General features: G+C 56.8%; 16 protein-coding genes and 1 rRNA gene. 6 read left to right on the top strand and 11 right to left on the bottom strand.

The features are described 5' to 3' along the window. Window positions 1–236: 236 nt before the first annotated feature. On the bottom strand, window positions 237–1,886 hold the full coding sequence (pgi, locus tag ABIE02_RS12540) for a glucose-6-phosphate isomerase (RefSeq protein WP_032615948.1): 1,650 nt from the start codon (window positions 1,884–1,886) through the stop codon (window positions 237–239). A 304-nt stretch (window positions 1,887–2,190) separates the two neighbouring features. On the opposite strand from pgi, the gene lysC reads away from it, so the two are divergent. Beyond that, window positions 2,191–3,540 carry a lysine-sensitive aspartokinase 3 gene (lysC, locus tag ABIE02_RS12545; RefSeq protein ID WP_032615947.1) on the top strand — a complete coding sequence of 450 codons (1,350 nt, stop codon included), beginning with the start codon at window positions 2,191–2,193 and terminating at the stop codon, window positions 3,538–3,540. Window positions 3,541–3,573: 33 nt separating this feature from the next. Here lysC and ABIE02_RS12550 read toward each other — a convergent pair whose 3' ends face one another. Both ABIE02_RS12550 and ABIE02_RS12555 read right to left on the bottom strand, forming a co-directional pair. Beyond that, window positions 3,574–4,359 carry a nucleotidyltransferase domain-containing protein gene (locus tag ABIE02_RS12550; protein WP_336995172.1) on the bottom strand — a complete coding sequence of 262 codons (786 nt, stop codon included), beginning with the start codon at window positions 4,357–4,359 and terminating at the stop codon, window positions 3,574–3,576. A gap of 5 nt (window positions 4,360–4,364) precedes the next feature. After that, window positions 4,365–5,591 (bottom strand): RtcB family protein, encoded by a 1,227-nt coding sequence (locus ABIE02_RS12555; RefSeq protein ID WP_077226927.1) that lies wholly within the window; start codon window positions 5,589–5,591, stop codon window positions 4,365–4,367. Window positions 5,592–5,778: 187 nt separating this feature from the next. Between ABIE02_RS12555 and rtcR the strand changes: the two genes are divergently transcribed. The 3 genes from rtcR to ABIE02_RS12570 all read left to right on the top strand — a co-directional run bounded on the left by rtcR (window position 5,779) and on the right by ABIE02_RS12570 (window position 8,745). Next, entirely contained in the window at window positions 5,779–7,353 is a 1,575-nt protein-coding gene (gene rtcR, locus ABIE02_RS12560; protein WP_336995173.1) for an RNA repair transcriptional activator RtcR, read from the top strand. A 111-nt stretch (window positions 7,354–7,464) separates the two neighbouring features. Then, window positions 7,465–8,409, top strand: a complete 945-nt coding sequence (gene panS / locus ABIE02_RS12565) for a ketopantoate/pantoate/pantothenate transporter PanS (protein ID WP_117386851.1) — start codon at window positions 7,465–7,467, stop codon at window positions 8,407–8,409. A gap of 63 nt (window positions 8,410–8,472) precedes the next feature. Next, entirely contained in the window at window positions 8,473–8,745 is a 273-nt protein-coding gene (locus tag ABIE02_RS12570) for a DUF3811 domain-containing protein (protein ID WP_032615937.1), read from the top strand. Here the strand turns inward: ABIE02_RS12570 and rluF are convergent, their stop codons facing one another. The 3 genes from rluF to metH form a co-directional block, all read right to left on the bottom strand. Next, window positions 8,746–9,621: a 23S rRNA pseudouridine(2604) synthase RluF gene (gene rluF, locus ABIE02_RS12575; RefSeq protein WP_032615936.1), complete on the bottom strand. Its 876-nt coding sequence runs from the start codon at window positions 9,619–9,621 to the stop codon at window positions 8,746–8,748. It abuts the gene before it with no gap. A gap of 146 nt (window positions 9,622–9,767) precedes the next feature. Then, window positions 9,768–11,399, bottom strand: a complete 1,632-nt coding sequence (locus ABIE02_RS12580) for a Na/Pi cotransporter family protein (RefSeq protein WP_032615934.1) — start codon at window positions 11,397–11,399, stop codon at window positions 9,768–9,770. A 218-nt stretch (window positions 11,400–11,617) separates the two neighbouring features. Further along, entirely contained in the window at window positions 11,618–15,301 is a 3,684-nt protein-coding gene (metH, locus tag ABIE02_RS12585; RefSeq protein ID WP_145963911.1) for a methionine synthase, read from the bottom strand. A gap of 194 nt (window positions 15,302–15,495) precedes the next feature. On the opposite strand from metH, the gene iclR reads away from it, so the two are divergent. Beyond that, window positions 15,496–16,320, top strand: a complete 825-nt coding sequence (gene iclR, locus ABIE02_RS12590) for a glyoxylate bypass operon transcriptional repressor IclR (protein WP_072250920.1) — start codon at window positions 15,496–15,498, stop codon at window positions 16,318–16,320. Next, the gene (locus ABIE02_RS12595) at window positions 16,320–16,742 is read left to right on the top strand and encodes an ASCH domain-containing protein (RefSeq protein WP_032615930.1); all 423 of its coding nucleotides are present in this window, start codon (window positions 16,320–16,322) and stop codon (window positions 16,740–16,742) included. Before iclR ends, ABIE02_RS12595 begins: the two co-directional genes overlap by 1 nt. On the opposite strand, the gene aceK is transcribed toward ABIE02_RS12595, so the two are convergent. The 5 genes from aceK to rrf form a co-directional block, all read right to left on the bottom strand. After that, a complete protein-coding gene (gene aceK / locus ABIE02_RS12600) occupies window positions 16,700–18,457 on the bottom strand; it encodes a bifunctional isocitrate dehydrogenase kinase/phosphatase (protein WP_148569966.1) in 1,758 nt (585 codons plus the stop codon). The genes ABIE02_RS12595 and aceK overlap by 43 nt on opposite strands. A 123-nt stretch (window positions 18,458–18,580) precedes the next feature. Further along, complete coding sequence (aceA, locus tag ABIE02_RS12605) at window positions 18,581–19,885, bottom strand: isocitrate lyase (protein WP_032615925.1); 1,305 nt, start codon at window positions 19,883–19,885, stop codon at window positions 18,581–18,583. Window positions 19,886–19,917: 32 nt separating this feature from the next. After that, window positions 19,918–21,519 (bottom strand): malate synthase A, encoded by a 1,602-nt coding sequence (gene aceB, locus ABIE02_RS12610; RefSeq protein ID WP_103793491.1) that lies wholly within the window; start codon window positions 21,517–21,519, stop codon window positions 19,918–19,920. A 270-nt stretch (window positions 21,520–21,789) separates the two neighbouring features. Then, the gene (metA, locus tag ABIE02_RS12615; protein ID WP_032615921.1) at window positions 21,790–22,719 is read right to left on the bottom strand and encodes a homoserine O-acetyltransferase MetA; all 930 of its coding nucleotides are present in this window, start codon (window positions 22,717–22,719) and stop codon (window positions 21,790–21,792) included. Between the two features lie 347 nt (window positions 22,720–23,066). Then, window positions 23,067–23,153 (bottom strand): 5S ribosomal RNA (gene rrf / locus ABIE02_RS12620); the annotation flags it as partial.

Consider the following 23,153-nt stretch of genomic DNA (forward strand, 5'->3'; position numbering starts at 1 on the left):
ACAGGATGTCGAGTTGAGCCGACCGCAGGCAGCCGGTCGGGAGGTGAGCGCAGTGCGAAGCACCGGTTTCATTGCGGGGCCGCGGGGATTGACAAGGGGGGCCCGGCGGCCCCCCTTGTCACGTTCACGAGTTGTGGAATGCCATCTTCTGCTGAACCTGAGGTGAACGGAACAATCCACCGGGCTTAACTAAGCGGCATTACGGCAATAAGCCGGCATTGTTCACAGCAGCGAGATTAGGCACGCCATGCTTTATAACGGTTAATCAGACCGTTGGTAGAGCTGTCGTGGCTGTTAATATCCTGGTTATCACCCAGCTCCGGCAGAATGCGGTTAGCCAGCTGTTTACCCAGCTCCACGCCCCACTGGTCGAAAGTGAAGATGTTCAGGATGGCGCCCTGGGTGAAGATTTTGTGCTCATACAGGGCAATCAGCGCGCCCAGGCTGAACGGGGTGATCTCACGCAGCAGGATGGAGTTAGTTGGACGGTTGCCTTCGAACACTTTGAACGGCACAACGTGGTCCAGGGTCGCAGGATCTTTACCCTGATCGCGATACTCCTGCTCAACCACATCACGCGCTTTACCGAACGCCAGCGCTTCAGTTTGCGCGAAGAAGTTCGACAGCAGTTTCGGATGGTGGTCAGACAGCGGGTTGTGCGTAATGGCCGGGGCGATAAAGTCGCAAGGAACCATTTTGGTGCCCTGGTGGATCAGCTGGTAGAACGCGTGCTGGCCGTTGGTGCCTGGCTCACCCCAGATGATTGGGCCGGTCTGGTAATCCACGGCGTTGCCGTTACGGTCAACGTATTTACCGTTGGATTCCATGTTGCCCTGCTGGAAGTAGGCCGCGAAACGGTGCATGTACTGGTCGTACGGCAGGATCGCTTCGGTTTCAGCGCCGAAGAAGTTGTTGTACCAGATGCCGATCAGCGCCAGCAGTACCGGCAGGTTTTTCTCTGGTGCGGTGTTGGCGAAGTGGTTGTCCATCGCGTGCGCGCCGGAGAGCAGCTCAACAAAGTTGTCGTAGCCCACGGAGAGGATGATCGACAGGCCGATAGCGGACCACAGGGAGTAACGACCCCCTACCCAATCCCAGAATTCAAACATGTTGGCGGTGTCGATGCCGAACTCGCCAACCGCTTTGGCGTTGGTAGAGAGCGCCGCGAAGTGTTTCGCAACATGCTGCTCGTCGCCAGCCGTTTTCAGGAACCAGTCGCGCGCGCTGTGGGCGTTGGTCATGGTTTCCTGGGTGGTGAAGGTTTTGGACGCCACCAGGAACAGCGTGGTTTCCGGGTTCACCTTTTTCAGCACTTCGGCGATGTGGGTGCCATCGACGTTAGAGACAAAGTGCATGTTGAGGTGATTTTTATATGGACGCAGCGCTTCGGTCACCATGAACGGGCCGAGGTCGGAGCCGCCGATACCGATGTTGACTACGTCGGTGATCGCCTGGCCAGTGTAGCCTTTCCAGTTACCGGAGATGATGGCTTCAGAGAAGGCTTTCATCTTTTCCAGTACGGCATTCACTTCCGGCATCACATCTTTGCCGTCAACGATAATAGGGGTATTGCTACGGTTACGCAGAGCCACATGCAGTACTGCGCGGTCTTCGGTGCGGTTGATCTTCTCACCGGAGAACATGGACTTGATGGCACCGCTCAGATCGGTCTCTTTCGCCAGATCCTGCAGTTTTGCCAGCGTCTCTTCGGTGATGCGGTTTTTGGAAAAATCGACCAGCATCTGATCGTCGAAGGTCGCGGAGAACTTGCTGAAACGATCGCCGTCTTTCGCGAACAGTTCCGCGATGGTGACGTCTTTCATTTCATCAAAATGTTTCTGTAATGCCTGCCAGGCTGAAGTCTGCGTTGGATTGATATTTTTCATAGCAATACTCTTCTGAATTGAGAATTGTGACCTCGGTCGATTGTAGCCTCTGTCGCCAAAAATTGTGATGGTTTTTATGCCATTGGCCTGGCCTGCATCAAGTGCAGCTCAAAAGCTCCAAAAATATAGCTGTTATAAGTCCTGTTTCTCATATGGAAGGCAGCATGAAAAATCCGCATAATCCCGGCGTTGACAGGATCCCCTGCACATTTTATTTATACACACGGTATTTGCGCCTGCACCGATAAAACTATTTTGTCCTTGTGCCATGGTCGCTTTTTTCCTTCCCTGACACGAGGTTGTTATGACGAGTTTTGTTGTCGCCAAATTTGGCGGTACCAGCGTGGCCGATTACGACGCCATGAACCGCAGCGCCGATGTGGTGCTGGCCGATCCTGATACCCGCCTGGTGGTGCTGTCCGCTTCGGCTGGCGTCACCAATCTGTTGGTCGCCCTTGCTGAAGGGCTGGAAGCGAGCGAGCGCCAGGCGAAGCTCGAAGCGCTGCACAAAATTCAGTTCGATATTCTTAGCCGCCTGCGCGATCCAAGCGTGATCAGCGAAGAAATTGAGCGTCTGCTGGAAAATATCATCACCCTGGCGGAAGCCGCCTCTCTGGCCACCTCCACCGCCCTGACCGACGAACTGGTCAGCCACGGTGAACTGATGTCGACCCTGCTGTTTGTCGAAGTGCTGCGCGAGCGTAACGTTGACTCGCTGTGGTTTGACGTGCGTAAAGTGCTGCGCACCAGCGACCGCTTTGGCCGTGCCGAGCCGGACATTACCGCCATTGCCGAACTGACCACCCAACAGCTGGCACCGCGTCTGGCAGAAGGCATTGTCATCACCCAGGGCTTTATCGGTAGCGAGGCCAAAGGCCGCACCACTACGCTGGGCCGTGGCGGCAGCGACTACACCGCAGCCCTGCTGGGCGAAGCCCTGAAGGCATCCCGCGTGGATATCTGGACGGACGTGCCGGGTATCTACACCACCGACCCGCGCGTGGTACCGGCGGCAAAACGTATTGATGTGATCGCCTTTGAAGAAGCCGCTGAGATGGCGACCTTTGGTGCGAAAGTACTGCATCCGGCGACGCTGATGCCTGCCGTGCGCAGCGATATTCCTGTTTTTGTTGGCTCCAGCAAGGATCCAAAAGCGGGCGGCACCATGGTATGCAATACCACCGAAAACCCGCCGCTGTTCCGTGCCCTGGCGCTGCGTCGCAAGCAGACCCTGCTGACCCTGCACAGCCTGAGCATGTTGCACTCCCGCGGCTTCCTGGCCGACGTGTTTAGCATTCTGGCGCGCCACAGCATCTCGGTCGATCTGGTGACCACCTCAGAAGTGAACATCGCCCTGACCCTGGATACCACAGGCTCTACCTCCACCGGTGATACCCTGCTGACCCAGTCCCTGCTGATGGAGCTGTCGGAACTGTGCCGTGTCGAGGTGGAAGAAGATCTCGCCCTGGTGGCCATCATCGGCAACGAGCTGTCCCGCGCCAGCGGCGTGGGCAAAGAGGTATTTGGCGTGCTGGAGCCGTTCAACATCCGCATGATTTGCTATGGCGCATCCAGCTACAACCTGTGCTTCCTGGTGCCTGGCGCCGAAGCCGAGCAGGTTGTGCAGAAGCTGCATCACAACTTGTTTGAGTAAGATGAACATGGCCCGGATAACCGGGCCATTTTTTTATCCTGCCAACACCGTTCTCATCAGCAGTGAATCCAGCGAGGCTATATCACCATCGCGGCTGTCGGGCAGCGTGGGTGGGTTTTCACCCCGTTCGAGCTCATGCTGAATAAAAGCGTGCAGCAAAGGGCGTCTCGGGCCGTACTGTGCTTCTCCCGCGCGCTGTTTTATCGCCAGCAGCTCATCGATCTCCTGACGTAACGCCGCATCAAGCTCGCTTCCCGCCAGAAGTTCGGCAAAACGCATCGGCGGCATGCCTTTTCCTGCCTCTACCCAGCGCACCGCTAACAGCGGCCGCAGGACATAAAAGTACTTCTTCAGCCGCACTTCTTCGTCCTGTAAATAAACGCGGAAGTTTTTGCGTGCCATCGAGTAGTAATGCCAGCGCGCACGCACAGGGGAAAACCAGGCGGGCACCTGCGCGCGTAGCTCTGTTATCACCCTGTCGCTCTGCTGATAGACCACCGGCGAATCCAGCCACTCGATAAGCGTAGGGTTGGCCGCTTTAAGCAGGCCAAGCGCCTTGCGCCACTCCCAGCCGCTGACGTCCAGTTCGTCTATGGGCAGCTCGATCACGTCCCGCTGCGGTTCGACGCGTAAATACCAGTCAGGCTTATGCACATACAGGAAGCGCACGTCATAATCGCTGCCCGGGGAGGCGAATCCCCAGCCCCGGCTGCCCGATTCGCAGGCGTACAGCACGGTGACATTGAATCGCTGCTCTATTTCGTGGAGTTGCTGCCGCACGCGCTCGCGCATGGCGGTATCCACACCGTTATCAGTCATCTCTTTTATCCTTTTACACACACAACCTGACGCAGGGTATGAACGATTTCGACCAGTGAGGCCTGGGCCGCCATAACGGCATCAATGTCTTTATAGGCCATCGGGATCTCATCGATTACCTCGTTGTCTTTTCTGCACTCGACGTGGGCCGTGGCGCGGATCTGATCGGCAACGGTGAAGCGTTTTTTGGCCGCCGTCCGGCTCATCACCCGCCCTGCCCCGTGGCTGCAGGAGCAAAAGCTCTCTTCATTGCCCAGGCCGCGCACGATAAAGCTCTTCGCGCCCATTGAGCCGGGGATGATCCCCATCTCGCCCTTCTGCGCCGATACCGCCCCTTTGCGCGTCACCAGTACCTCTTCACCAAAATGCCGCTCTTTCTGGACATAGTTGTGATGGCAATTCACCGCCTCCTGCTGGGTCAGGAAAGGTTTTGGCACAATGCGCGAGAGCGCGGCCAGCACGCGCGCCATCATCACCTCGCGGTTATGGCGGGCAAAATCCTGCGCCCACTCCACGGCTTCGATGTAATCGTTATAGTGCCGACTCCCCTCCTGGAAGTAGGCCAGGTTTCTGTCCGGCAGGTTGGCGATATGCTGCTGCATATCTTTCTGCGCCAGAGTGATAAACACATTGCCGATCGCGTTGCCCACGCCGCGCGAGCCGCTGTGCAGCATGACCCACACGCGTTGCTGCTCGTCCAGGCAGATCTCGATAAAGTGATTGCCGGTACCCAGCGTGCCCAGATGCTGATGGTTATTGGTTTTCAGCAGCTGCGGGTACTTATCCGTCAGCCTTTTAAAACGGGGTGCCAGCGTCGCCCAATGGTTATCCACTTCATCCGGCGTCTTCTCCCATGCTCCCTTGTCGCGACGGGAGCGGGTATTGGTGCGCCCGTGTGGCACCGCCTGCTCAATGGCGCTGCGCAGACCGTGAAGATTATCCGGCAGATCGGCTGCCAGAAGGGATGTTCGTACGGCAATCATCCCGCAGCCGATATCCACCCCCACCGCCGCCGGAATGATGGCCCCTTTGGTGGGGATCACGCTGCCAATGGTGGAGCCTTTCCCGAGATGGACATCCGGCATCACCGCCAGATGTTTAAAAATAAACGGCATCTTCGCGGTATTCAGCAGCTGCTCGCGCGCCTCTGGCTCCACGGGCACGCCATGCGTCCACATTTTTACGGGCGCACTGTGCTGCGCCGTTAACACGTCAAAATCATTCTTTTTCATGGTGCTGACCCTCAGGACTGTCTGTTACCGGAAGTACTGCCAGAAGCGTGCCAGAATCCTGTGCCTCCACAGATAAAATTTATATGATTGATTATATTGCCTTTTATTTTCAACGCCTCGCCAGACATTGCTTAACCCGCAGAATATTTTTATCTTTTAGTATCGGTTTTTATCTTGCAGGATAAACATGAAAAAGCGGCGAGTGGTTATTGGTGTTCTGGGTACGGTGATGGACAAACGCGGCAAGCGGGCCAACCGCTTACGCAAATGGCGCCCGACCGTCGCGCTTTGCCAGCAACCCGGTCTCCCCGTCGACAGGCTGGAGTTGCTCCACCAGCCGCAGGATCGGGGGATGGCGGAACAGATAACGGAAGACATCAGGCTGCTTTCTCCCCATACCACCGTGCGACCGTGGCCCGTCACCATTGCCGATCCCTGGGATTTTGAAGAGGTCTACGCCGCGTTCCTCGACTTCGCCACCCATTACACGTTTGACACCGAGAATGAAGAGTACCTGGTGCATATTACTACCGGCACCCACGTGGCACAGATCTGCTGGTTTTTACTGACCGAAGCGCGGTATCTCCCCGCCAGCCTGATCCAAACCGGCCCCGCCAGCAGGGATGCCTCCGAAGAGGCCGTACCCATCGGGCGTTACTCGATCATCGACCTGGATTTAAGCCGCTATACCACGCTGACCAGCCGCTTTCAGCGCGAGCAGCAGGAATCCATTTCGTTCCTGAAAGCGGGGATTGATACCCGTAATGCCACCTTCAACGCCCTCATCGACCAGATCGAGCGCGTGGCGCTACGCTCGACCGCCCCTGTTTTGCTGACTGGCCCCACAGGGGCCGGAAAATCCTTCCTCGCCAACCGTATATATCAGCTTAAGCAATCCCGCCATCAGCTGACGGGCAGGCTGGTGGCGGTCAACTGCGCCACGCTGCGGGGTGACAACGCCATGTCCACCTTGTTCGGCCATGTCAAAGGGGCATTTACCGGGGCGGCCACGGCGCGCGCCGGACTGCTGCGTGAGGCCGACGGCGGCGTATTGTTTTTAGATGAGATCGCTGAACTGGGCCTCGACGAACAAGCCATGCTGTTGAAGGCTATCGAAGAGAAAACCTTCTTCCCGTTTGGCTCCGATAAAGAGGTCAAAAGTGATTTTCAGCTGATTGCCGGTACGCACCGGGATATGCGGCAGTGGGTGGCGGAAGGGCGTTTTCGTGAGGATCTCTGGGCGCGTATCAATATGTGGAGTTTTGCCCTGCCCGGCCTGGCGCAGCGTCGGGAGGATATCGCCCCCAACGTGGAGTACGAACTGCAACGTTTCGCGACGCAAACGCAATCCCAGGTGCGTTTCGACAAGGAGGCGCGTGAACGCTATTTGCGTTTTGCTGACTCGCCTCAGGCGTTATGGCGCGGCAACTTTCGTGAACTGGGCTCCTCTGTCGCGCGGATGGCCACGCTTGCCGAACAGGGGCGCATCACCTTAGCGCTTGTTGAGGAGGAGATCGTCAGGTTGCAGGAGAGCTGGCAGACCGCCGCGCCATCTCCGGTCATGGACCTGGATCTTTTCGACCAGCGACAGCTGGAAACCGTGCTGGAAGTGTGCCGTCGTAGCGCCTCTTTATCCGAGGCCGGACGTGAACTCTTTGCGGTTTCGCGCATGAAGAAAGCCAACCCTAACGATGCCGACAGGCTGCGCAAATATCTCGCCCGCTTTGGCCTGAGCTGGGAACACCTCCACCCGGGATCATGAAGAAAATTTGGTTGAACAAAAATCATTAGCAGGATAAACACTATCTCTAAGCCGGGCTTGAACCCGGCTTTTTTATAACTACATGACACAACACAATCGCAAGGAATACGTATGTTATCCGCTATCACCCGGCTGTTCCCGTTATGGGCGCTGCTGCTCTCTGTTCTCGCGTATTACACGCCAACCACCTTTACCTCCATTGGCCCGTGGGTCACTACGCTGCTGATGCTGATCATGTTCGGCATGGGCGTGCACCTGAAAATCGACGATTTTAAACGTGTGCTGTCACGCCCGGCACCGGTTGCGGCGGGAATTTTCCTGCACTACCTGGTGATGCCTCTGGCCGCCTGGGTGCTGGCCATCGCCTTTAAGATGCCACCGGATCTCTCCGCCGGGATGGTGCTGGTGGGCAGCGTGGCCAGCGGTACGGCCTCCAACGTGATGATCTATCTGGCGAAGGGGGATGTGGCGCTGTCGGTGACGATCTCCTCCGTCTCCACGCTGGTGGGCGTGGTGGCGACGCCGCTGCTGACACGTCTGTACGTGGATGCCCACATTCAGGTGGATGTGATGGGAATGCTGCTGAGCATTCTGCAAATCGTGGTGATCCCGATTGCGCTGGGGCTGATTATTCATCACCTGTTCCCGCGGCTGGTGAAAGCCCTTGAGCCGTATCTGCCGGCGTTTTCGATGGTCTGCATTCTGGCGATTATCAGCGCCGTGGTGGCGGGCTCTGCGGCGCACATCGCCTCTGTCGGTTTTGTGGTGATTATCGCTGTGGTGCTGCATAACATCATCGGACTGCTGGGTGGCTACTGGGGTGGGAAGCTGTTTGGCTTTGACGAGTCCACCTGCCGTACGCTGGCGATTGAAGTGGGGATGCAAAACTCAGGTCTGGCCGCTGCGCTCGGCAAAATTTACTTCTCGCCGCTGGCGGCACTGCCTGGCGCGCTGTTCTCGGTATGGCATAACCTTTCCGGTTCCCTGCTGGCGGGTTACTGGTCAGGTAAGCCGATCCAGGACCAAAAGAAACACGATGTGGTGAAGGAAGGTTAATTCAGCTTCGCGGCAGCGAAGGCATGCTTTACACTGAAGCCTCGTCCACAGGAGGCTTCAGGTATGTCCACACCGAGATTGACCCAGAAAGACATGACGGAAAGCGAGCAGCGCGAACTGAAAACCCTGCTCGATCGCGCCCGTATCGCCCATGGCCGACTGCTGACCAACGCCGAAACCAATCACGTGAAGAAAGAGTACATCGACAAACTGATGGCGCAGCGTGAACAGGACGCTAAAAAAGCCCGCAAGCTGAGAAAAGAGCAGGCTTATAAGGTGGATAAAGAGGCGACATTTTCCTGGTCGGCGAATACCCCAACCCGTGGAAGGCGCTGATTAGCGCCCTTTCTTTTTGCGCCCTGGCTGGGTAAAGCGTTTGCCGTTTCCGGCCGGTTTGCCCCGGCTTTTCTCTTCCGTTTGCGGCGCCTTGACTACCGGGCGTTTGATACCCTGCGTTTTCGGCTTTGCCTTCGCTTTCGGTTTCGCTTCTGAGGATGAGTTCTCGATCAGCTTGAACAGCTCAATCAGCTCGTCGTCGGTCAGATCGCGCCACTCGCCCAGCGGGATGCCGGAGAGGCTAACGTTCATGATGCGGGTACGTTCCAGCTTCGTCACTTCAAAACCAAAATGTTCGCACATGCGGCGGATCTGGCGGTTTAACCCCTGAACCAGAGTGATACGGAAGGCGAACGGTGCCTCTTTCTTCACTTTGCACTTTTTCGTGACCGTGCCAAGGATCGGAACGCCCGCCCCCATCCCGCGAATGAAATCATCCGTCACCGGCTTGTTGACCGTGACGATGTACTCTTTCTCATGGTCGTTACCGGCCCGCAGGATCTTATTCACCAGATCGCCGTGGTTAGTGAGGAAAATCAGCCCCTGAGAGTCTTTATCCAGACGGCCAATCGGGAAGATACGGCTGCTGTGGTTAACGAAATCTACAATGTTGTCGCGCTCGCCATCTTCCGTGGTACTGACAATGCCAACCGGTTTATTCAGCGCGATAAACACCAGGTCTTCTTCGTTCCGTGGCTCGATCAGTTGACCATTCACTTTGACCACATCGCCAGGAACAACCTGATCGCCAATAGTGGCGCGTTTACCGTTGATAAACACGTTGCCCTGTTCGATGTAACGGTCAGCCTCGCGGCGCGAGCAGATCCCGCTCTCGCTAATGTATTTGTTTAATCGGGTGGATTGAGTTGGCAGCATAATTTCTCCTGTAGAGGCGAAATATACCTTAGGTTTGGGCTGGTAAAAAGATCAGCCCACGGTCACTGAGACAGGTCTCCGGTTTGCTGAACATCATGACCTGCGTATCAGGCCCCGCAGTGTGGTCCTGCGAGGCGTTATCCAGATTAATACTCATCCCGGCTGTCGTCTTCGTCCGGCTGCTCCATCACACTGTATGCCACCGCGCAGAAGAGCGAGTTAAGACGCTTCATATCCCCCAGCAGGCCCATATGCAGGGAGCTGGTCTCGATGCTTTGCACGTTTTGCTGGTGCAGTCGGTCAACGTGCGCGTGGGAATAGCGGCGGTTGAGGATACGGAAACGGTGCTTGTTACGACGCAGACGACGGGCGCTCGCCAGATCGCTGGAGAAAAAGACCGACATCGCCAGCTTCAGGTTGGCGAGGAGCTGGTCGTGCAGCGCATCCAGCTCTTTGACCCCTTCGAGGGAAAACGCCCGCCGGGCCGCCAGCGATTTATCCGCGATTTCACTCCCCATGCGCTCGACGATATCAGAGGCCTGCTCCAGGTTGAGCGACATCTCGATGATCTCTGCCCAGCGGCGGGACTCCTCCTCCGCCAGCTCATCTTTCGGCATCCGCGCCAGATAGAGCTTAATGGCGGTATAGAGCACGTTGATGTCATCCGCGAGCTTGCGCAGATCTTTCTCTTCTCGCGGCTCGCCGTGCATGACCTTTTTCAACCCCTCCAGCATCAGCTCCATGGCATCGCCCATGCGCAGCGTCTCCCGGGCGGCATTGGCCAGCGCCAGCGCCGGGGTGTCCAGGGCTGAGGTATCCAGATGCTTCGGCTTCAGGCGCGCATCCAGCTCTGGCTCATCGCGGATGACCCGCTTGCAGAACCGCGCCATTGGCTCGGCAAAGGGCACCATCGCCACGCAGCGCACCAGGTTGTAGAAGACGTGGAAGTAGATCACCAGCTCCGATTTTGGCAGCGGCAGGTTGTCCATCAGATTTGCGAGCGGATAGACGAACGGCAGGATGACCAGACTCCCCACCAGCTTGAACAGCAGGCTGCCGAGCGCCACGCGACGGGCTGCGGCGTTGGCGGCACTGTTATTAAGTACCGCCAGCAGGCCGGAGCCGAGGTTGGCACCAATAACCAGACATAAGGCCACCGGGAAGGAGATGATCCCTGCCGTGGTGAGCGTGGCGGTAAGCAGCACCGCCGCCAGGCTGGAGTAGCTGATCAGGGCAAACACCGCGCCAATCAGCGCATCCAGCAGGATATCGCCGGTCAGCGAGGCAAAGATGACCTGCACGCCGCTGGCCTGGGTGATAGGGGTGACAGCCTGAACGATCAGCTCCAGCGCCAGCAAAATCAGCCCAAGGCCGATCCCCACCCGTCCCAGTTGCCCGGCGCGGGTCTGTTTGCGGCCAAGGAAAAATATGACGCCAATGAAGATCAGCAGCGGCGACAGCCAGGAGAGATCGAAGGTTAATACGCGCGCCATTAGCGCGGTGCCGACATCTGCGCCGAGAACAATCACCAGCGCAGGGGTCAGCGCCACCAGATCCTGGGCCACAAACGAGGTGACCAGCATGGTGGTGGCATTACTGCTTTGTACCAGCGCAGTGACGCCAATGCCGGCACAGAACGCGAGCGGCTTTTTCTCAACGCTGCGGCTGAGGACGGTACGTAAGCGGGCGCCAAAAACGCGCATTACGCCGGTGCGGACAATATGTGTGCCCCAGACCAGCAACGCCACGGCAGAAAGCAGATGTAGCAGTGTCAACACGAGTATCGGTTCTCCTTTTCGTTATCCGTTTTCCTGTGGTTCCTTGCAGGCTGTCTTGCCGGATGACGGCGATGGCTTATCCCGCCTGGGCGCATGTACGGTTAGCAAAAGCGCCACCGGGCAATATCGAAGGAACCTTCGTTCAGTATAAGGTCTTAAATGTCAGAAAGAGACAGGGCACCCTGTGGGTGCCCTGTTTGTTGTAAGGAAACGTGACCTTAGTCTGCGTCGTACCCCAGATTTGGCGCCAGCCAGCGCTCTACCTCCGCGACGCTCATCCCCTTACGCAGGGCATAATCCTCTACCTGGTCGCGCTGGATCTGCGCCACAGCGTAGTACTTGCTGTCAGGATGGCTGAAATACCAGCCGGACACCGATGCACCCGGCCACATGGCGAAGGATTCCGTGAGTTTCATACCGGTATGGGCTTCGACATCCAGCAGCTGCCAGATGGTGCCTTTCTCGGTGTGCTCCGGGCAGGCCGGATAGCCTGGTGCCGGGCGGATCCCCTGGTAGTTCTCGCGGATCAGCTCCTCGTTGCTGAGGTTCTCGTTCGGCGCATAGCCCCAGTACACTTTACGCACCCGCTCATGCAGGTATTCGGCAAACGCTTCGGCCAGACGGTCGGCAATCGCTTTGACCATGATTTTGTTGTAATCATCATGCTGCGCTTCGAAGGCATCCGCCAGCGCGTCCTCCTCCAGCCCGCCGGTCACGGCAAAGGCACCGATGTAGTCGGCTTTACCGCTCAGCTTCGGCGCGACGAAGTCGGCCAGGCAGTAGTTGGCAAAACCGACCTTCTCCGTCTGCTGACGCAGATGGTGGCTGACCGTCAGCACATGGGTACGGGTTTCATCGCGATAGATCTCGATATCATCCCCCACGCGGTTCGCCGGGAACAGCCCCACCACGCCGCGCGGATTGAGGGTTTTCTCTGCGCTGAGCTGGTCGAGCAGATCGTTGGCATCTTTAAACAGGCGCTGGGCTTCTTCACCCACCACCTCATCTTCGAGGATGCGGGGATATTTCCCGGCCAGCGACCAGGTCATAAAGAACGGCGTCCAGTCGATGTAGTTACGCAGGGTTTCGATGCTGGCCGTTACCTCCTGCACGCCCAGGCGATGGGCGACGGGCGGCGTATAGCTGGCCCAGTCAAAGGCCAGGTCGTTATCCCGTGCCGCCGCCAGGGTCACCGGCGGGGTGCGCGGTTTTTTGCGCGCGTGCTGGATACGCACCGTTTCGTACTCTTTGCGGGTTCTGGCAACAAAGTCGTCACGCTGAGTTGCTGACAGCAGCGCCGAGACCACGCCTACCGTGCGCGAGGCGTTCTGTACGTATACCGTCGGCCCGCTGTAGTTCTGCTCGATCTTCACCGCGGTGTGCGCTTTCGAGGTGGTCGCGCCACCAATCAGCAGCGGCAGGGTAAAGCCCTGGCGCTCCATCTCTTTCGCCACGTTGACCATCTCGTCCAGCGACGGGGTGATCAGCCCTGAGAGGCCAATCAGGTCAGCATTCACTTCGCGCGCGGTTTTGAGGATTTTATCCGCTGGCACCATCACGCCCAGATCGATAATTTCGTAGTTATTACACTGCAACACCACACCGACGATGTTTTTGCCGATGTCGTGCACGTCGCCTTTCACGGTGGCGATCACCATCTTGCCGTTGCTGGAACCTTTCTCTTTACTGGCTTCGATAAAGGGTTCCAGATACGCCACCGCCTGCTTCATGACGCGAGCGGATTTGACCACCTGCGGCAGGAACATTTTGCCCTCGCCGAACAGATCCCCGACCACGTTCATGCCGTCCATCAGTGGCCCTTCGATCACTTCAATCGGGCGTGTGGCCTGCTGGCGTGCCTCTTCGGTATCTTGTTCGATAAACTCGGTGATGCCTTTCACCAGCGAATACTCAAGACGCTTATTCACGTCCCAGGAGCGCCACTCGGCCTGCTGGACGTTGGCACTGTCGTCGGCTTTGCTGCCGCGGTATTTTTCAGCCAGCTCCAGCATGCGCTCGGTGGCGTCGTCGCGGCGGTTCAGAATCACGTCTTCAACCGCGTCGCGCAGTTCGGCAGGCAGGTCGTCATAAATCGCCAGCTGCCCGGCGTTGACGATGCCCATATCCATGCCGTTACGGATGGCGTAATAGAGGAATACCGCGTGGATGGCTTCACGCACCGGGTCGTTACCGCGGAACGAGAACGAGACGTTGGAGACACCGCCTGAGATCAGGGCATGCGGCAGCTCGCGTTTGATGTCTTCACAGGCCCCGATAAAGTCCTGAGCATAGTTGTTGTGCTCTTCGATCCCGGTCGCCACGGCAAAGATATTCGGGTCAAAGATAATGTCTTCTGGTGGGAAACCAACCTCTTCGGTCAAAATTTTGTACGCGCGGCGGCAGATCTCAATTTTGCGCTCGCGGGTGTCAGCCTGGCCGACCTCATCGAAGGCCATCACCACCACGGCGGCACCGTAGCGGCGCACCAACTTCGCGTGATGTATAAAAGGTTCGACACCCTCTTTCATGGAGATGGAGTTAACGATGCCCTTGCCCTGAATGCACTTCAGGCCTTTCTCGATCACTTCCCATTTCGAGGAGTCGATCATAATCGGCACGCGGGCAATGTCCGGCTCCCCGGCGATGAGATTAAGGAAACGCACCATCGCCGCTTCGGCGTCGAGCATCCCCTCATCCATGTTGATATCAATAATTTGCGCGCCGCTCTCAACCTGCTGGCGGGCAACGTCCAGCGCTTCGCTGTATTTCTCTTCTTTGATCAGGCGCTTGAACTTCGCGGAGCCAGTCACGTTGGTACGTTCACCCACGTTCACAAACAGGCTGTCATCGCCGATGTTCAGCGGCTCAAGTCCGGCCAGTCGGCAGGCAACCGGCAGTTCGGGCAGCTTGCGCGGGGCCAGGCCTGCCACCGCATTGCTCATGGCGGCGATATGCTCTGGCGTGGTGCCGCAGCAGCCGCCGACGATATTCAGGAACCCGGATTCGGCCCATTCGCGGATCTGCGCCGCCATCGTCCCGGCGTCGAGATCGTATTCACCGAAGGCATTCGGCAGACCGGCGTTCGGGTGAGCAGTGACGTAGCATTCGGCGATGCGCGACAGCTCCTGCACATACTGGCGCAGTTCGTCCGGCCCCAGCGCACAGTTCAGGCCAAAGCTCAGGGCATCGGCGTGGCGCAGGGAGTTGTAAAACGCTTCCGTGGTTTGTCCTGAGAGGGTACGGCCAGAAGCATCGGTGATCGTACCCGAGATCATGATCGGCAGATCCACGCCCAGCGCGTCGAACTCCTCTTTCACCGCATAGATTGCGGCTTTGGCGTTGAGGGTATCGAACACCGTTTCAATCATGATCAGATCAGAACCGCCCTCCACCAGCGCACGGGTCGACTCGCGGTACGCGGCCACCAGCTGGTCAAAGGTGATATTACGAAACGCCGGATCGTTCACGTCCGGTGAAATAGAGGCGGTGCGGTTGGTCGGGCCAAGCACGCCTGCTACGTAGCGCGGTTTTTCCGGGGTGCGCGCGGTCCATTCATCGGCGCAGGCACGCGCCAGTTTGGCCGCCTCGTAGTTGATCTCCGCCGACAGGGATTCCATCTGGTAATCCGCCATGGCGATAGTTGTCGAGTTGAAGGTGTTGGTCTCAACGATATCCGCGCCCGCCTCGAAATAGGCGTAATGAATGGCGGCGATAATCTCTGGCTTGCTGAGAACCAGCAGGTCATTGTTGCCTTTTAGATCGCAGGGCCAGTCGGCGAAGCGGTCGCCGCGAAAGTCGTCTTCACTCAGACGATAGCTCTGGATCATGGTGCCCATACCGCCATCCAGCACCAGAATGCGTTCATTTAACTGCGCACGCAGTTGATCTACTTTGCTGCTCACACTTGCTCCCGACAACGGTCAACCAGGCCAAAAGGCCAGCAGACCATACTGGCATAATCTTGCAAGGGGGAAAAGTCACACCGCGGTAACATGAGACATGTTCACTATAACTCCTCCGATCAGTACGGATAGCGGTTGCAAAACGCCCAAATAAAACGAAAATGATTTCCACGATACAGAAAAAGGAGCCTGTCATGGTCGCCACCGTTCCCGCTAAACGCGGCAGAAAACCTGCCGCCGCAACCGCCCAGCCGGGTGGACAAGTCCAGTCTCTGACGCGGGGCCTTAAACTGCTGGAGTGGATAGCCGAGTCGCACAGCAGCGTGGCGCTGACCGAGCTGGCCCAACAGGCAGGCTTGCCGAACTCCACCACCCATCGCCTGCTCACCACCATGCAGCAACTGGGCTTTGTGCGTCAGGTGGGCGAACTGGGGCACTGGTCCGTGGGTGCCCACGCGTTTATCGTCGGCAGCAGCTTTTTGCAGAGCCGTAATCTGCTCGCCATCGTGCACCCGATCCTGCGTAAGCTGATGGAGGATTCCGGCGAGACGGTCAACCTGGCGGTGCTCGACCAGAGCGATCACCAGGCGATTATTATCGACCAGGTGCAGTGTACCCAGCTGATGCGCATGTCGGCTCCCATTGGCGGCAAGCTGCCGATGCACGCCTCCGGAGCAGGAAAAGCATTTTTGTCCCAGCTCAGCGAAGAGCAGGTCACCGGCCTGTTGCATCGCAAAGGCTTACACGCTTATACCCACGCGACACTGGTGTCACCGTTACATCTGAAAGAGGATTTAGCCCTGACGCGTAAGCGCGGTTACTCCTTTGATGATGAAGAGCATGCCCTCGGCCTGCGCTGCCTTGCGGCGTGCATTTATGATGAGCATCGCGAGCCATTTGCCGCCATCTCCATTTCCGGGCCGATCTCGCGGATGACTGATGACCGGGTGACCGAGCTGGGTGCGCTGGTGATTAAGGCTGCCAAAGAAGTGACGCTGGCGTACGGCGGAGCGCGTTGATGAGCACGTTAAAATCCTACTGGCAGGATAAATATCCGCAGGCGTTATGCTGGGCTTTTGGCGATTCGCCGACGTTGGCCGACGAGCTGGCGGCACTGGTGGTGGCCGGTAAAAAGCGCGGCACCTGCTGTTCGTTAGCCAGCTACCGCCAGGAGCAGCCTCCCGTCACGCCCGGCGCGTACCATATTGTGCTGAACGGCGCGGGCGATGCCGTCTGCGTTATACGCACGCTCGCGCTCAGGCTGATACGTTTCGATGAAATGACCGCCGAACTGGCCGCCATGGAAGGGGAAGGCGATCTCAGCCTGGCTTACTGGCAATCGGCTCATCAGCAGTTCTTTGAGCGAGAAGGAAGCTGGTCGCCGGAAATGGAGCTGATTTACGAAGAGTTTGCCGTGGTGGAACTCACTGGCCAGCCATAACGTACGCTAAACCGCTGGCGACGGCGGTAGGCGTATACGTCCTCCACGTGCCCGTTCTTAATGCGTGTTTGCAACCTGCGCCAGTAGTCTGCCCGAAACAGATCGGCATGCATCTCCTCAAAGAGCGCCCCAATGCGCGGGTCGGCACATAGCCAGTGCCGAAACTCTTCCGGGAAGACATCCCCCGGCGAGACGCTGTACCACGGTTCGCTGGCGAACTCATCCTCTGGATAACGCGGCGGCGGGATCTCACGGAAATTCACTTCGGTCATGTAGCAAATTTCGTCGTAATCGTAGAACACGACCCGTCCGTGCCGGGTGACGCCAAAGTTTTTAAACAACATATCGCCCGGGAAAATGTTAGCCGCTGCCAGCTGACGGATAGCGTTGCCGTACTCTTCGATGGCATCGTGGAGAACCTGCCCTTCCGCCTGCTCCAGCCAGATATTGAGCGGGACCATCCGGCGTTCGATATAAAGATGGCTGATGGCAATCCGGTCCCCCAGGTCAGTGATCTTGCCTGGTGCTTCCTGGAGCAAGAGCGCCATCAGTTCCGGCGCAATCTGTCGCTTATCAAGTACGAAATTCTCAAACTCCTGGGTATCGGCCATTCGCCCGACGCGGTCGTGCTCCTTAACCAGCTGATAGCAGGCGCGGACGTGAGCGGCAGACATCTCTTTCTGCGGGGCAAATTTATCCTTAATCACCTTAAAGACCCGGTCAAATCCCGGCAGGGTAAAGACCAGCATTACCATTCCGCGAATGCCCGGTGCCTCGATAAACTGCTCGTCGGCATGGGCGATATAGTGCAGGTATTCCCGATAGCTCTCAGTTTTGGCGTGTTTCTGACACCCTATCGCCATATACAGTTCGGCGGTGGTTTTACCAGGCAGGATCTCCCGCAGCCACTCCACCAGCGCCCCTGGCTGCGGGGCATAGACCATAAAATAAGAGCGGGCGAAGCCGAAAACGATGCTGGCCTCGGTGTTGGTGGTCAGGCAGGTATCCACCGCCAGTTGTCCTTCATCACTGCGATGTATGGGCACTAAAAACGGTACGGTGCCGTCGGGCGTCATCAGTTTGCCAACCAGCCAGGCCGCTTTATTGCGATAGAACAATTCGTTAGCGACCTGCAAATGGCTGTTTTGCAGCGTCTCTGTCCCCACCGCCTCGGACAAATGCGCGATGATATAGCCCACATCACGGGCACGATTTTGCCAGGGCAGGCGCAAAGGAAGATCGGCTAACACTTTGGTGAGTAATGCTTCCCAGCCGTTATCGGGGAAAAAGTCTTTTGCCAGCGGTCGCGGCAGGGTACGAAAACGTTGCTCAGGCTGAGAGCTGAAAATAAAGAGCCGCTCCGGTGATAAAGAGCGGTGATCGAACAGCCGACAATAGACGGAATTGAAAAAGCTTTCCGCTATTTCAAAGCGAGGGTAATCCGGCAGCAGATGGGTGTAATGCTCTTTCACTCGCAGTAAGAATGCGGCATCGGTAATGGTGTGCCCGGTAATACAGCGTAATTGCTCCACCACCAGGCCAACGTGGTGATCATAAAGGTGAATACGTTGCTTCATTGCCTGCTGCACGGCGTGCCAGTCAGCCTGCTCAAAGCGCTGCTGCGCCCCGGATGTCACTTCAAGGAAACGACCATACTGGGCATCGAAGCCTTGCAGAATGGTTTGTGCAATCAGTAACTCCAGCTCACGCGACATAGATCTCCCTTACCCCTGCCCTCTCGCCACAGGGAGAAGGCGTAACGCTGTATTGTGCCAACCGTAATAACTCACGCCCTTTTGTTCCCTCCCCCCTGTGGGGAGAGGGTCAGGGTGAGGTGATCAGAACTGTGCTTCTTCGGTTGAGCCTGTCAGTGCGGTCACGGAGGAGGTGCCGCCCTGAATAATGGTCGTCACTTTATCGAAGTAGCCGGTTCCCACTTCCTGCTGATGCGAGGCAAAGGTATAGCCCTGTTTGCTTGCTTCGAACTCCGGCTGCTGGACCTTCTCGACGTAGTGCTTCATGCCCTCGCCCTGAGCATAGGCGTGCGCCAGGTCGAACATGTTGAACCACATGCTGTGAATGCCTGCCAGGGTAATGAACTGGTACTTGTAGCCCATGTCCGACAGCGCCTGCTGGAAACTGGCGATAGTTTTATCGTCCAGATTTTTCTGCCAGTTGAAGGATGGGGAGCAGTTATAGGCCAGCAGTTTGCCCGGATATTTTGCATGGATGGCGTCGGCAAAGCGTTTAGCCAGCGCCAGGTCCGGGGTGGAGGTTTCGCACCACACCAGGTCAGCATAAGGGGCATACGCCAGGCCACGGCTGATCGCCTGTTCAATGCCAGCATGGGTACGATAGAAACCTTCGCTGGTACGTTCCCCGGTAATAAACGGGCTGTCATAAGGATCACAATCTGAGGTGATCAGATCTGCGGCATCGGCATCGGTACGGGCAATCACCAGCGTCGGAACGCCCATTACATCAGCAGCCAGACGGGCCGCCACCAGTTTCTGAATGGCTTCCTGAGTCGGCACCAGCACTTTGCCGCCCATGTGTCCGCACTTCTTCACTGAGGCCAGCTGATCTTCGAAGTGAACGGCCGCTGCACCGGCTTCAATCATCGATTTCATCAGCTCGAAGGCATTCAGTACCCCGCCAAAGCCTGCTTCCGCATCGGCGACAATCGGCAGGAAGTAATCCACAAAGCGTGGATCCTGCGGCTCAATACCGGACGCCCACTGGATCTGATCCGCACGGCGGAAGGTATTGTTAATGCGCTCCACCACCGCCGGAACAGAGTTTGCCGGATAGAGGGATTGATCCGGGTACATGCTGGAGGCCAGGTTGGCGTCTGCCGCAACCTGCCAGCCTGACAGATAGATCGCTTCAATGCCTGCTTTCGCCTGCTGCAACGCCTGGCCGCCCGTTAATGCACCGAGGCTGTTGATGTAGCCCTTTTTCGATTCGCCGTGCAGCAGACGCCACATTTTGGCCGCGCCCAGTTGCGCCAGGGTGCACTCCGGGTTGACCGAACCGCGTAACTTCACCACTTCCTCTGCGCTATAAGGGCGTTCAATGCCTTCCCAGCGCGGTTGAGTCCACTCATTTTGTAATGCTTCGATCTGTTGGGTACGGGTTTTCATGTGCAGATGCTCCATATTGTTATGTGGTGAAATCACGCCAGCAGGCGGTAGCCAGGCAGCGTCAGGAAGTCGATTAACTCGTCTGAGGTGGTGATCTGTTCCATCAGGCGTGCCGCGGCGTCGAAGCGACCACTGCTGAAGCGATGCTCGCCCAGCTCTTCCTGAATGTTCAGCATCTCTTCCGACAGCATCTGGCGGAACAGGGCTTTGGTAACCGGTTTGCCGTTGCTGAGCGTCTTTTGATGATGGATCCACTGCCAGATAGAGGTACGTGAGATCTCGGCGGTAGCGGCATCTTCCATCAGACCGTAAATCGGCACACAGCCGTTGCCGGAAATCCACGCCTCGATGTACTGCACCGCCACGCGGATATTGGCGCGCATTCCCTCTTCGGTGCGTTCGCCCTCGCACGGCTCAAGCAGCTGGGCGGCGGTGACAGGCGCGTCGTCCTCACGGGTGACGTGCAGCTGGTTTTTGTTATCACCGAGAATGCGGTTGAAGACTTCCATGGCGGTATCAGCCAGACCCGGATGCGCCACCCAGGTGCCGTCATGGCCGTTGTTGGCCTCCAGCTCTTTATCGGCCTTCACTTTCTTCAGAACCTGGGTGTTACGCTCGCTGTCTTTGCTCGGAATGAACGCCGCCATCCCGCCCATCGCGAAAGCGCCGCGTTTATGGCAGGTTTTGATTAACAGACGCGAGTAGGCATTCAGGAATGATTTATCCATGGTGACCACCTGGCGATCCGGCAGGACGCGATCGGGGTGGTTTTTCAGCGTTTTGATATAGCTGAAGATATAGTCCCAACGGCCACAGTTCAGGCCAACAATGTGGTCACGCAGGGCATGCAGTATTTCGTCCATCTGGAATACAGCCGGCAGGGTTTCAATCAGTAGCGTGGCTTTGATGGTGCCGCGTGGCAGCCCGAAACGATCTTCGGCATAACTAAAGACCTCACTCCACCAGGCCGCTTCCTGCCAGGACTGGGTTTTCGGCAGGTAGAAATAGGGGCCGCTGCCTTTTGCCAGCAGATTTTTATGGTTGTGGAAGAAATAGAGGGCAAAGTCGAACAGGCTGCCGGGGATCGCTTCCCCATTCCAGGTCACATGTTTTTCCGGTAAATGCAGGCCGCGTACACGACAGACCAGGACTGCCGGGTTGGGCTTGAGCTGATAAATTTTTCCTGCTTCGTTGGTGTGACTGATAGTGCCATTCACCGCGTCGCGCAGGTTAATCTGCCCTTCGATCACTTTGCTCCAGTCGGGCGCCAGCGAATCTTCAAAATCGGCCATAAAGACTTTCACATTGGCATTGAGCGCATTGATCACCATCTTGCGCTCCACCGGGCCGGTGATCTCCACACGTCGATCCTGCAGGTCCTGCGGGATGCCGCGAATCGTCCAGTCACCTTCTCGAATGGAAGCGGTTTCCGAAATAAAGTCCGGTAGCTTTCCATTATCAATGTCTTGCTGCTGCTGGATACGTGCCGCCAGTAATTTATTGCGCTTTGGCGTGAAACGGGTCACCAGCTCGGTAAGAAACTCAACGGCCTCGGGCGTCAGGACCTGCTGCTCCTGCTCGCCATGCGGTTGGTTAAACGCCAGTTCATCGATAATGGTTGCCTGTTGATTCATTGTGCTGCTCCTCGTCATTGATCCAAATTCACTTCCCCCAGGCGAACGAAAGATCGTTGTGTAGTTTTCGTTCAGCAAAATAAAGACTATCTCGATTTATCGTAAAATCAAAAACTATTTCCATTTTTAATTTAAAATGCATTTAACTGCCTGATATTTATGCAATTAAAAGTTAGTCATCAAGCGGAGTTTATTTCGGAAATAAAAAAGGCACCCGAAGGTGCCTTAACTGGTGAGCTGAAACGCTACAGGAAGAGGATCGTCAGAGGATTAATCCAGCGTCGGATTCATGTGGCGCAGATCGTATGGTGTGATCTGGTAGACGTAGTAGTTGAGCCAGTTAGTAAACAGCAGGTTGCCATGGCTGCGCCAGGTTGCCCGCGGTTTGTTCTGCGGATCGTTTTGTGGAAAATAGTTGTACGGCACGTCCGGGTTTAAACCCGCTTCGACATCACGGAAATACTCGCTCGCCAGGGTGTCGGGATCGTATTCAGGATGGCCAGTGACAAAGGCGATGCGTTTATCTTTGCTAGCGAACAGGTAGGCATCACCCTCTTCGCTTTCTGCCAGGATCTCCAGATCGGTGTAGTCACGGATCAGTGCTGCCGGGAAATCGGCATAGCGTGAATGGGGAGCCAGGAAGGAATCATCAAAGCCCCGCGTCAGTAATGCATGAGGGTGCAGAATATGGTGCTCATAGACGCCAGAAAGTTTTTCGGTGCGCGTTTGCTTAGGGATGCCGTAAAGAATATTGAGTGCCGCCTGTACCGCCCAACATACAAACAGCGTAGAGGTGACATGATCTTTGGCCCACTCAAGTACCTGCTTGATTTGCGGCCAGTAGGCTACGTCGTTGAACTCAACCAGACCTAGCGGTGCGCCGGTAACGATCAGGCCATCGAAATTCTCGTCGCGAATATCATCGAAGTTACAGTAGAAGTTATTGAGATGCTCTGAAGGTGTGTTACGGGATTCGCGCGCATCAATACGCAGCAGCTGGATATCAACCTGCAGCGGGGAGTTAGAGAGTAAGCGGAGGAACTGGTTTTCCGTCTCAATTTTCTTTGGCATCAGGTTAAGGATAAGCACCTTCAAAGGACGAATTTCCTGACCTGTAGCGCGCGATGCCGTCATTACAAAGACATTCTCATCACGCAAGAAATTGACGGCTGGTAGCTCGTCCTGCACCCTAATCGGCATAACCTTATATCCTCACAGCATACGTATAAACGTTTAGACATCCAGATAGCTGACAATAACCAGGAATAAGCCAAATGTCGAGCCTGCATGTGAAAGGTGAGAAAGTTTCAAGGAAGGGGAGTAGGTGCGGCTGGAATTGCCGGGCGGCGCGGCGTGATCCGCAGGCCGGGTAAGGCGGAGCCGCCACCCGACCGGTTTCTGGGTTTCATGGCTTCAGGGTTTGAGGGTTTGAGGGTTTGAGGGTTTGAGGGTTGCAGGGTTGCAGGGTTGCAGGGTTGCAGGGCCTGAGAGTTTCGTGCAGACGACAAAAAACCCCGTACCTTGCGGTACGGGGTTTCCGATTTGATGCCTGGCAGTTCCCTACTCTCGCATGGGGAGACCCCACACTACCATCGGCGCTACGGCGTTTCACTTCTGAGTTCGGCATGGGGTCA

Source organism: Leclercia sp. 1548 (assembly GCF_050435045.1).
Classification (GTDB): Bacteria; Pseudomonadota; Gammaproteobacteria; order Enterobacterales; family Enterobacteriaceae; genus Enterobacter; species Enterobacter adecarboxylatus.

Bases quoted from the DNA above. Each gene is read 5' to 3' on its own strand.
- pgi (WP_032615948.1), bottom strand. From the start codon at position 1,886: ATGAAAAATATCAATCCAACGCAGACTTCAGCCTGGCAGGCATTACAG.
- lysC (WP_032615947.1), top strand. From the start codon at position 2,191: ATGACGAGTTTTGTTGTCGCCAAATTTGGCGGTACCAGCGTGGCCGAT.
- ABIE02_RS12550 (WP_336995172.1), bottom strand. From the start codon at position 4,359: ATGACTGATAACGGTGTGGATACCGCCATGCGCGAGCGCGTGCGGCAG.
- ABIE02_RS12555 (WP_077226927.1), bottom strand. From the start codon at position 5,591: ATGAAAAAGAATGATTTTGACGTGTTAACGGCGCAGCACAGTGCGCCC.
- rtcR (WP_336995173.1), top strand. From the start codon at position 5,779: ATGAAAAAGCGGCGAGTGGTTATTGGTGTTCTGGGTACGGTGATGGAC.
- panS (WP_117386851.1), top strand. From the start codon at position 7,465: ATGTTATCCGCTATCACCCGGCTGTTCCCGTTATGGGCGCTGCTGCTC.
- ABIE02_RS12570 (WP_032615937.1), top strand. From the start codon at position 8,473: ATGTCCACACCGAGATTGACCCAGAAAGACATGACGGAAAGCGAGCAG.
- rluF (WP_032615936.1), bottom strand. From the start codon at position 9,621: ATGCTGCCAACTCAATCCACCCGATTAAACAAATACATTAGCGAGAGC.
- iclR (WP_072250920.1), top strand. From the start codon at position 15,496: ATGGTCGCCACCGTTCCCGCTAAACGCGGCAGAAAACCTGCCGCCGCA.
- ABIE02_RS12595 (WP_032615930.1), top strand. From the start codon at position 16,320: ATGAGCACGTTAAAATCCTACTGGCAGGATAAATATCCGCAGGCGTTA.
- aceK (WP_148569966.1), bottom strand. From the start codon at position 18,457: ATGTCGCGTGAGCTGGAGTTACTGATTGCACAAACCATTCTGCAAGGC.
- aceA (WP_032615925.1), bottom strand. From the start codon at position 19,885: ATGAAAACCCGTACCCAACAGATCGAAGCATTACAAAATGAGTGGACT.
- aceB (WP_103793491.1), bottom strand. From the start codon at position 21,519: ATGAATCAACAGGCAACCATTATCGATGAACTGGCGTTTAACCAACCG.
- metA (WP_032615921.1), bottom strand. From the start codon at position 22,719: ATGCCGATTAGGGTGCAGGACGAGCTACCAGCCGTCAATTTCTTGCGT.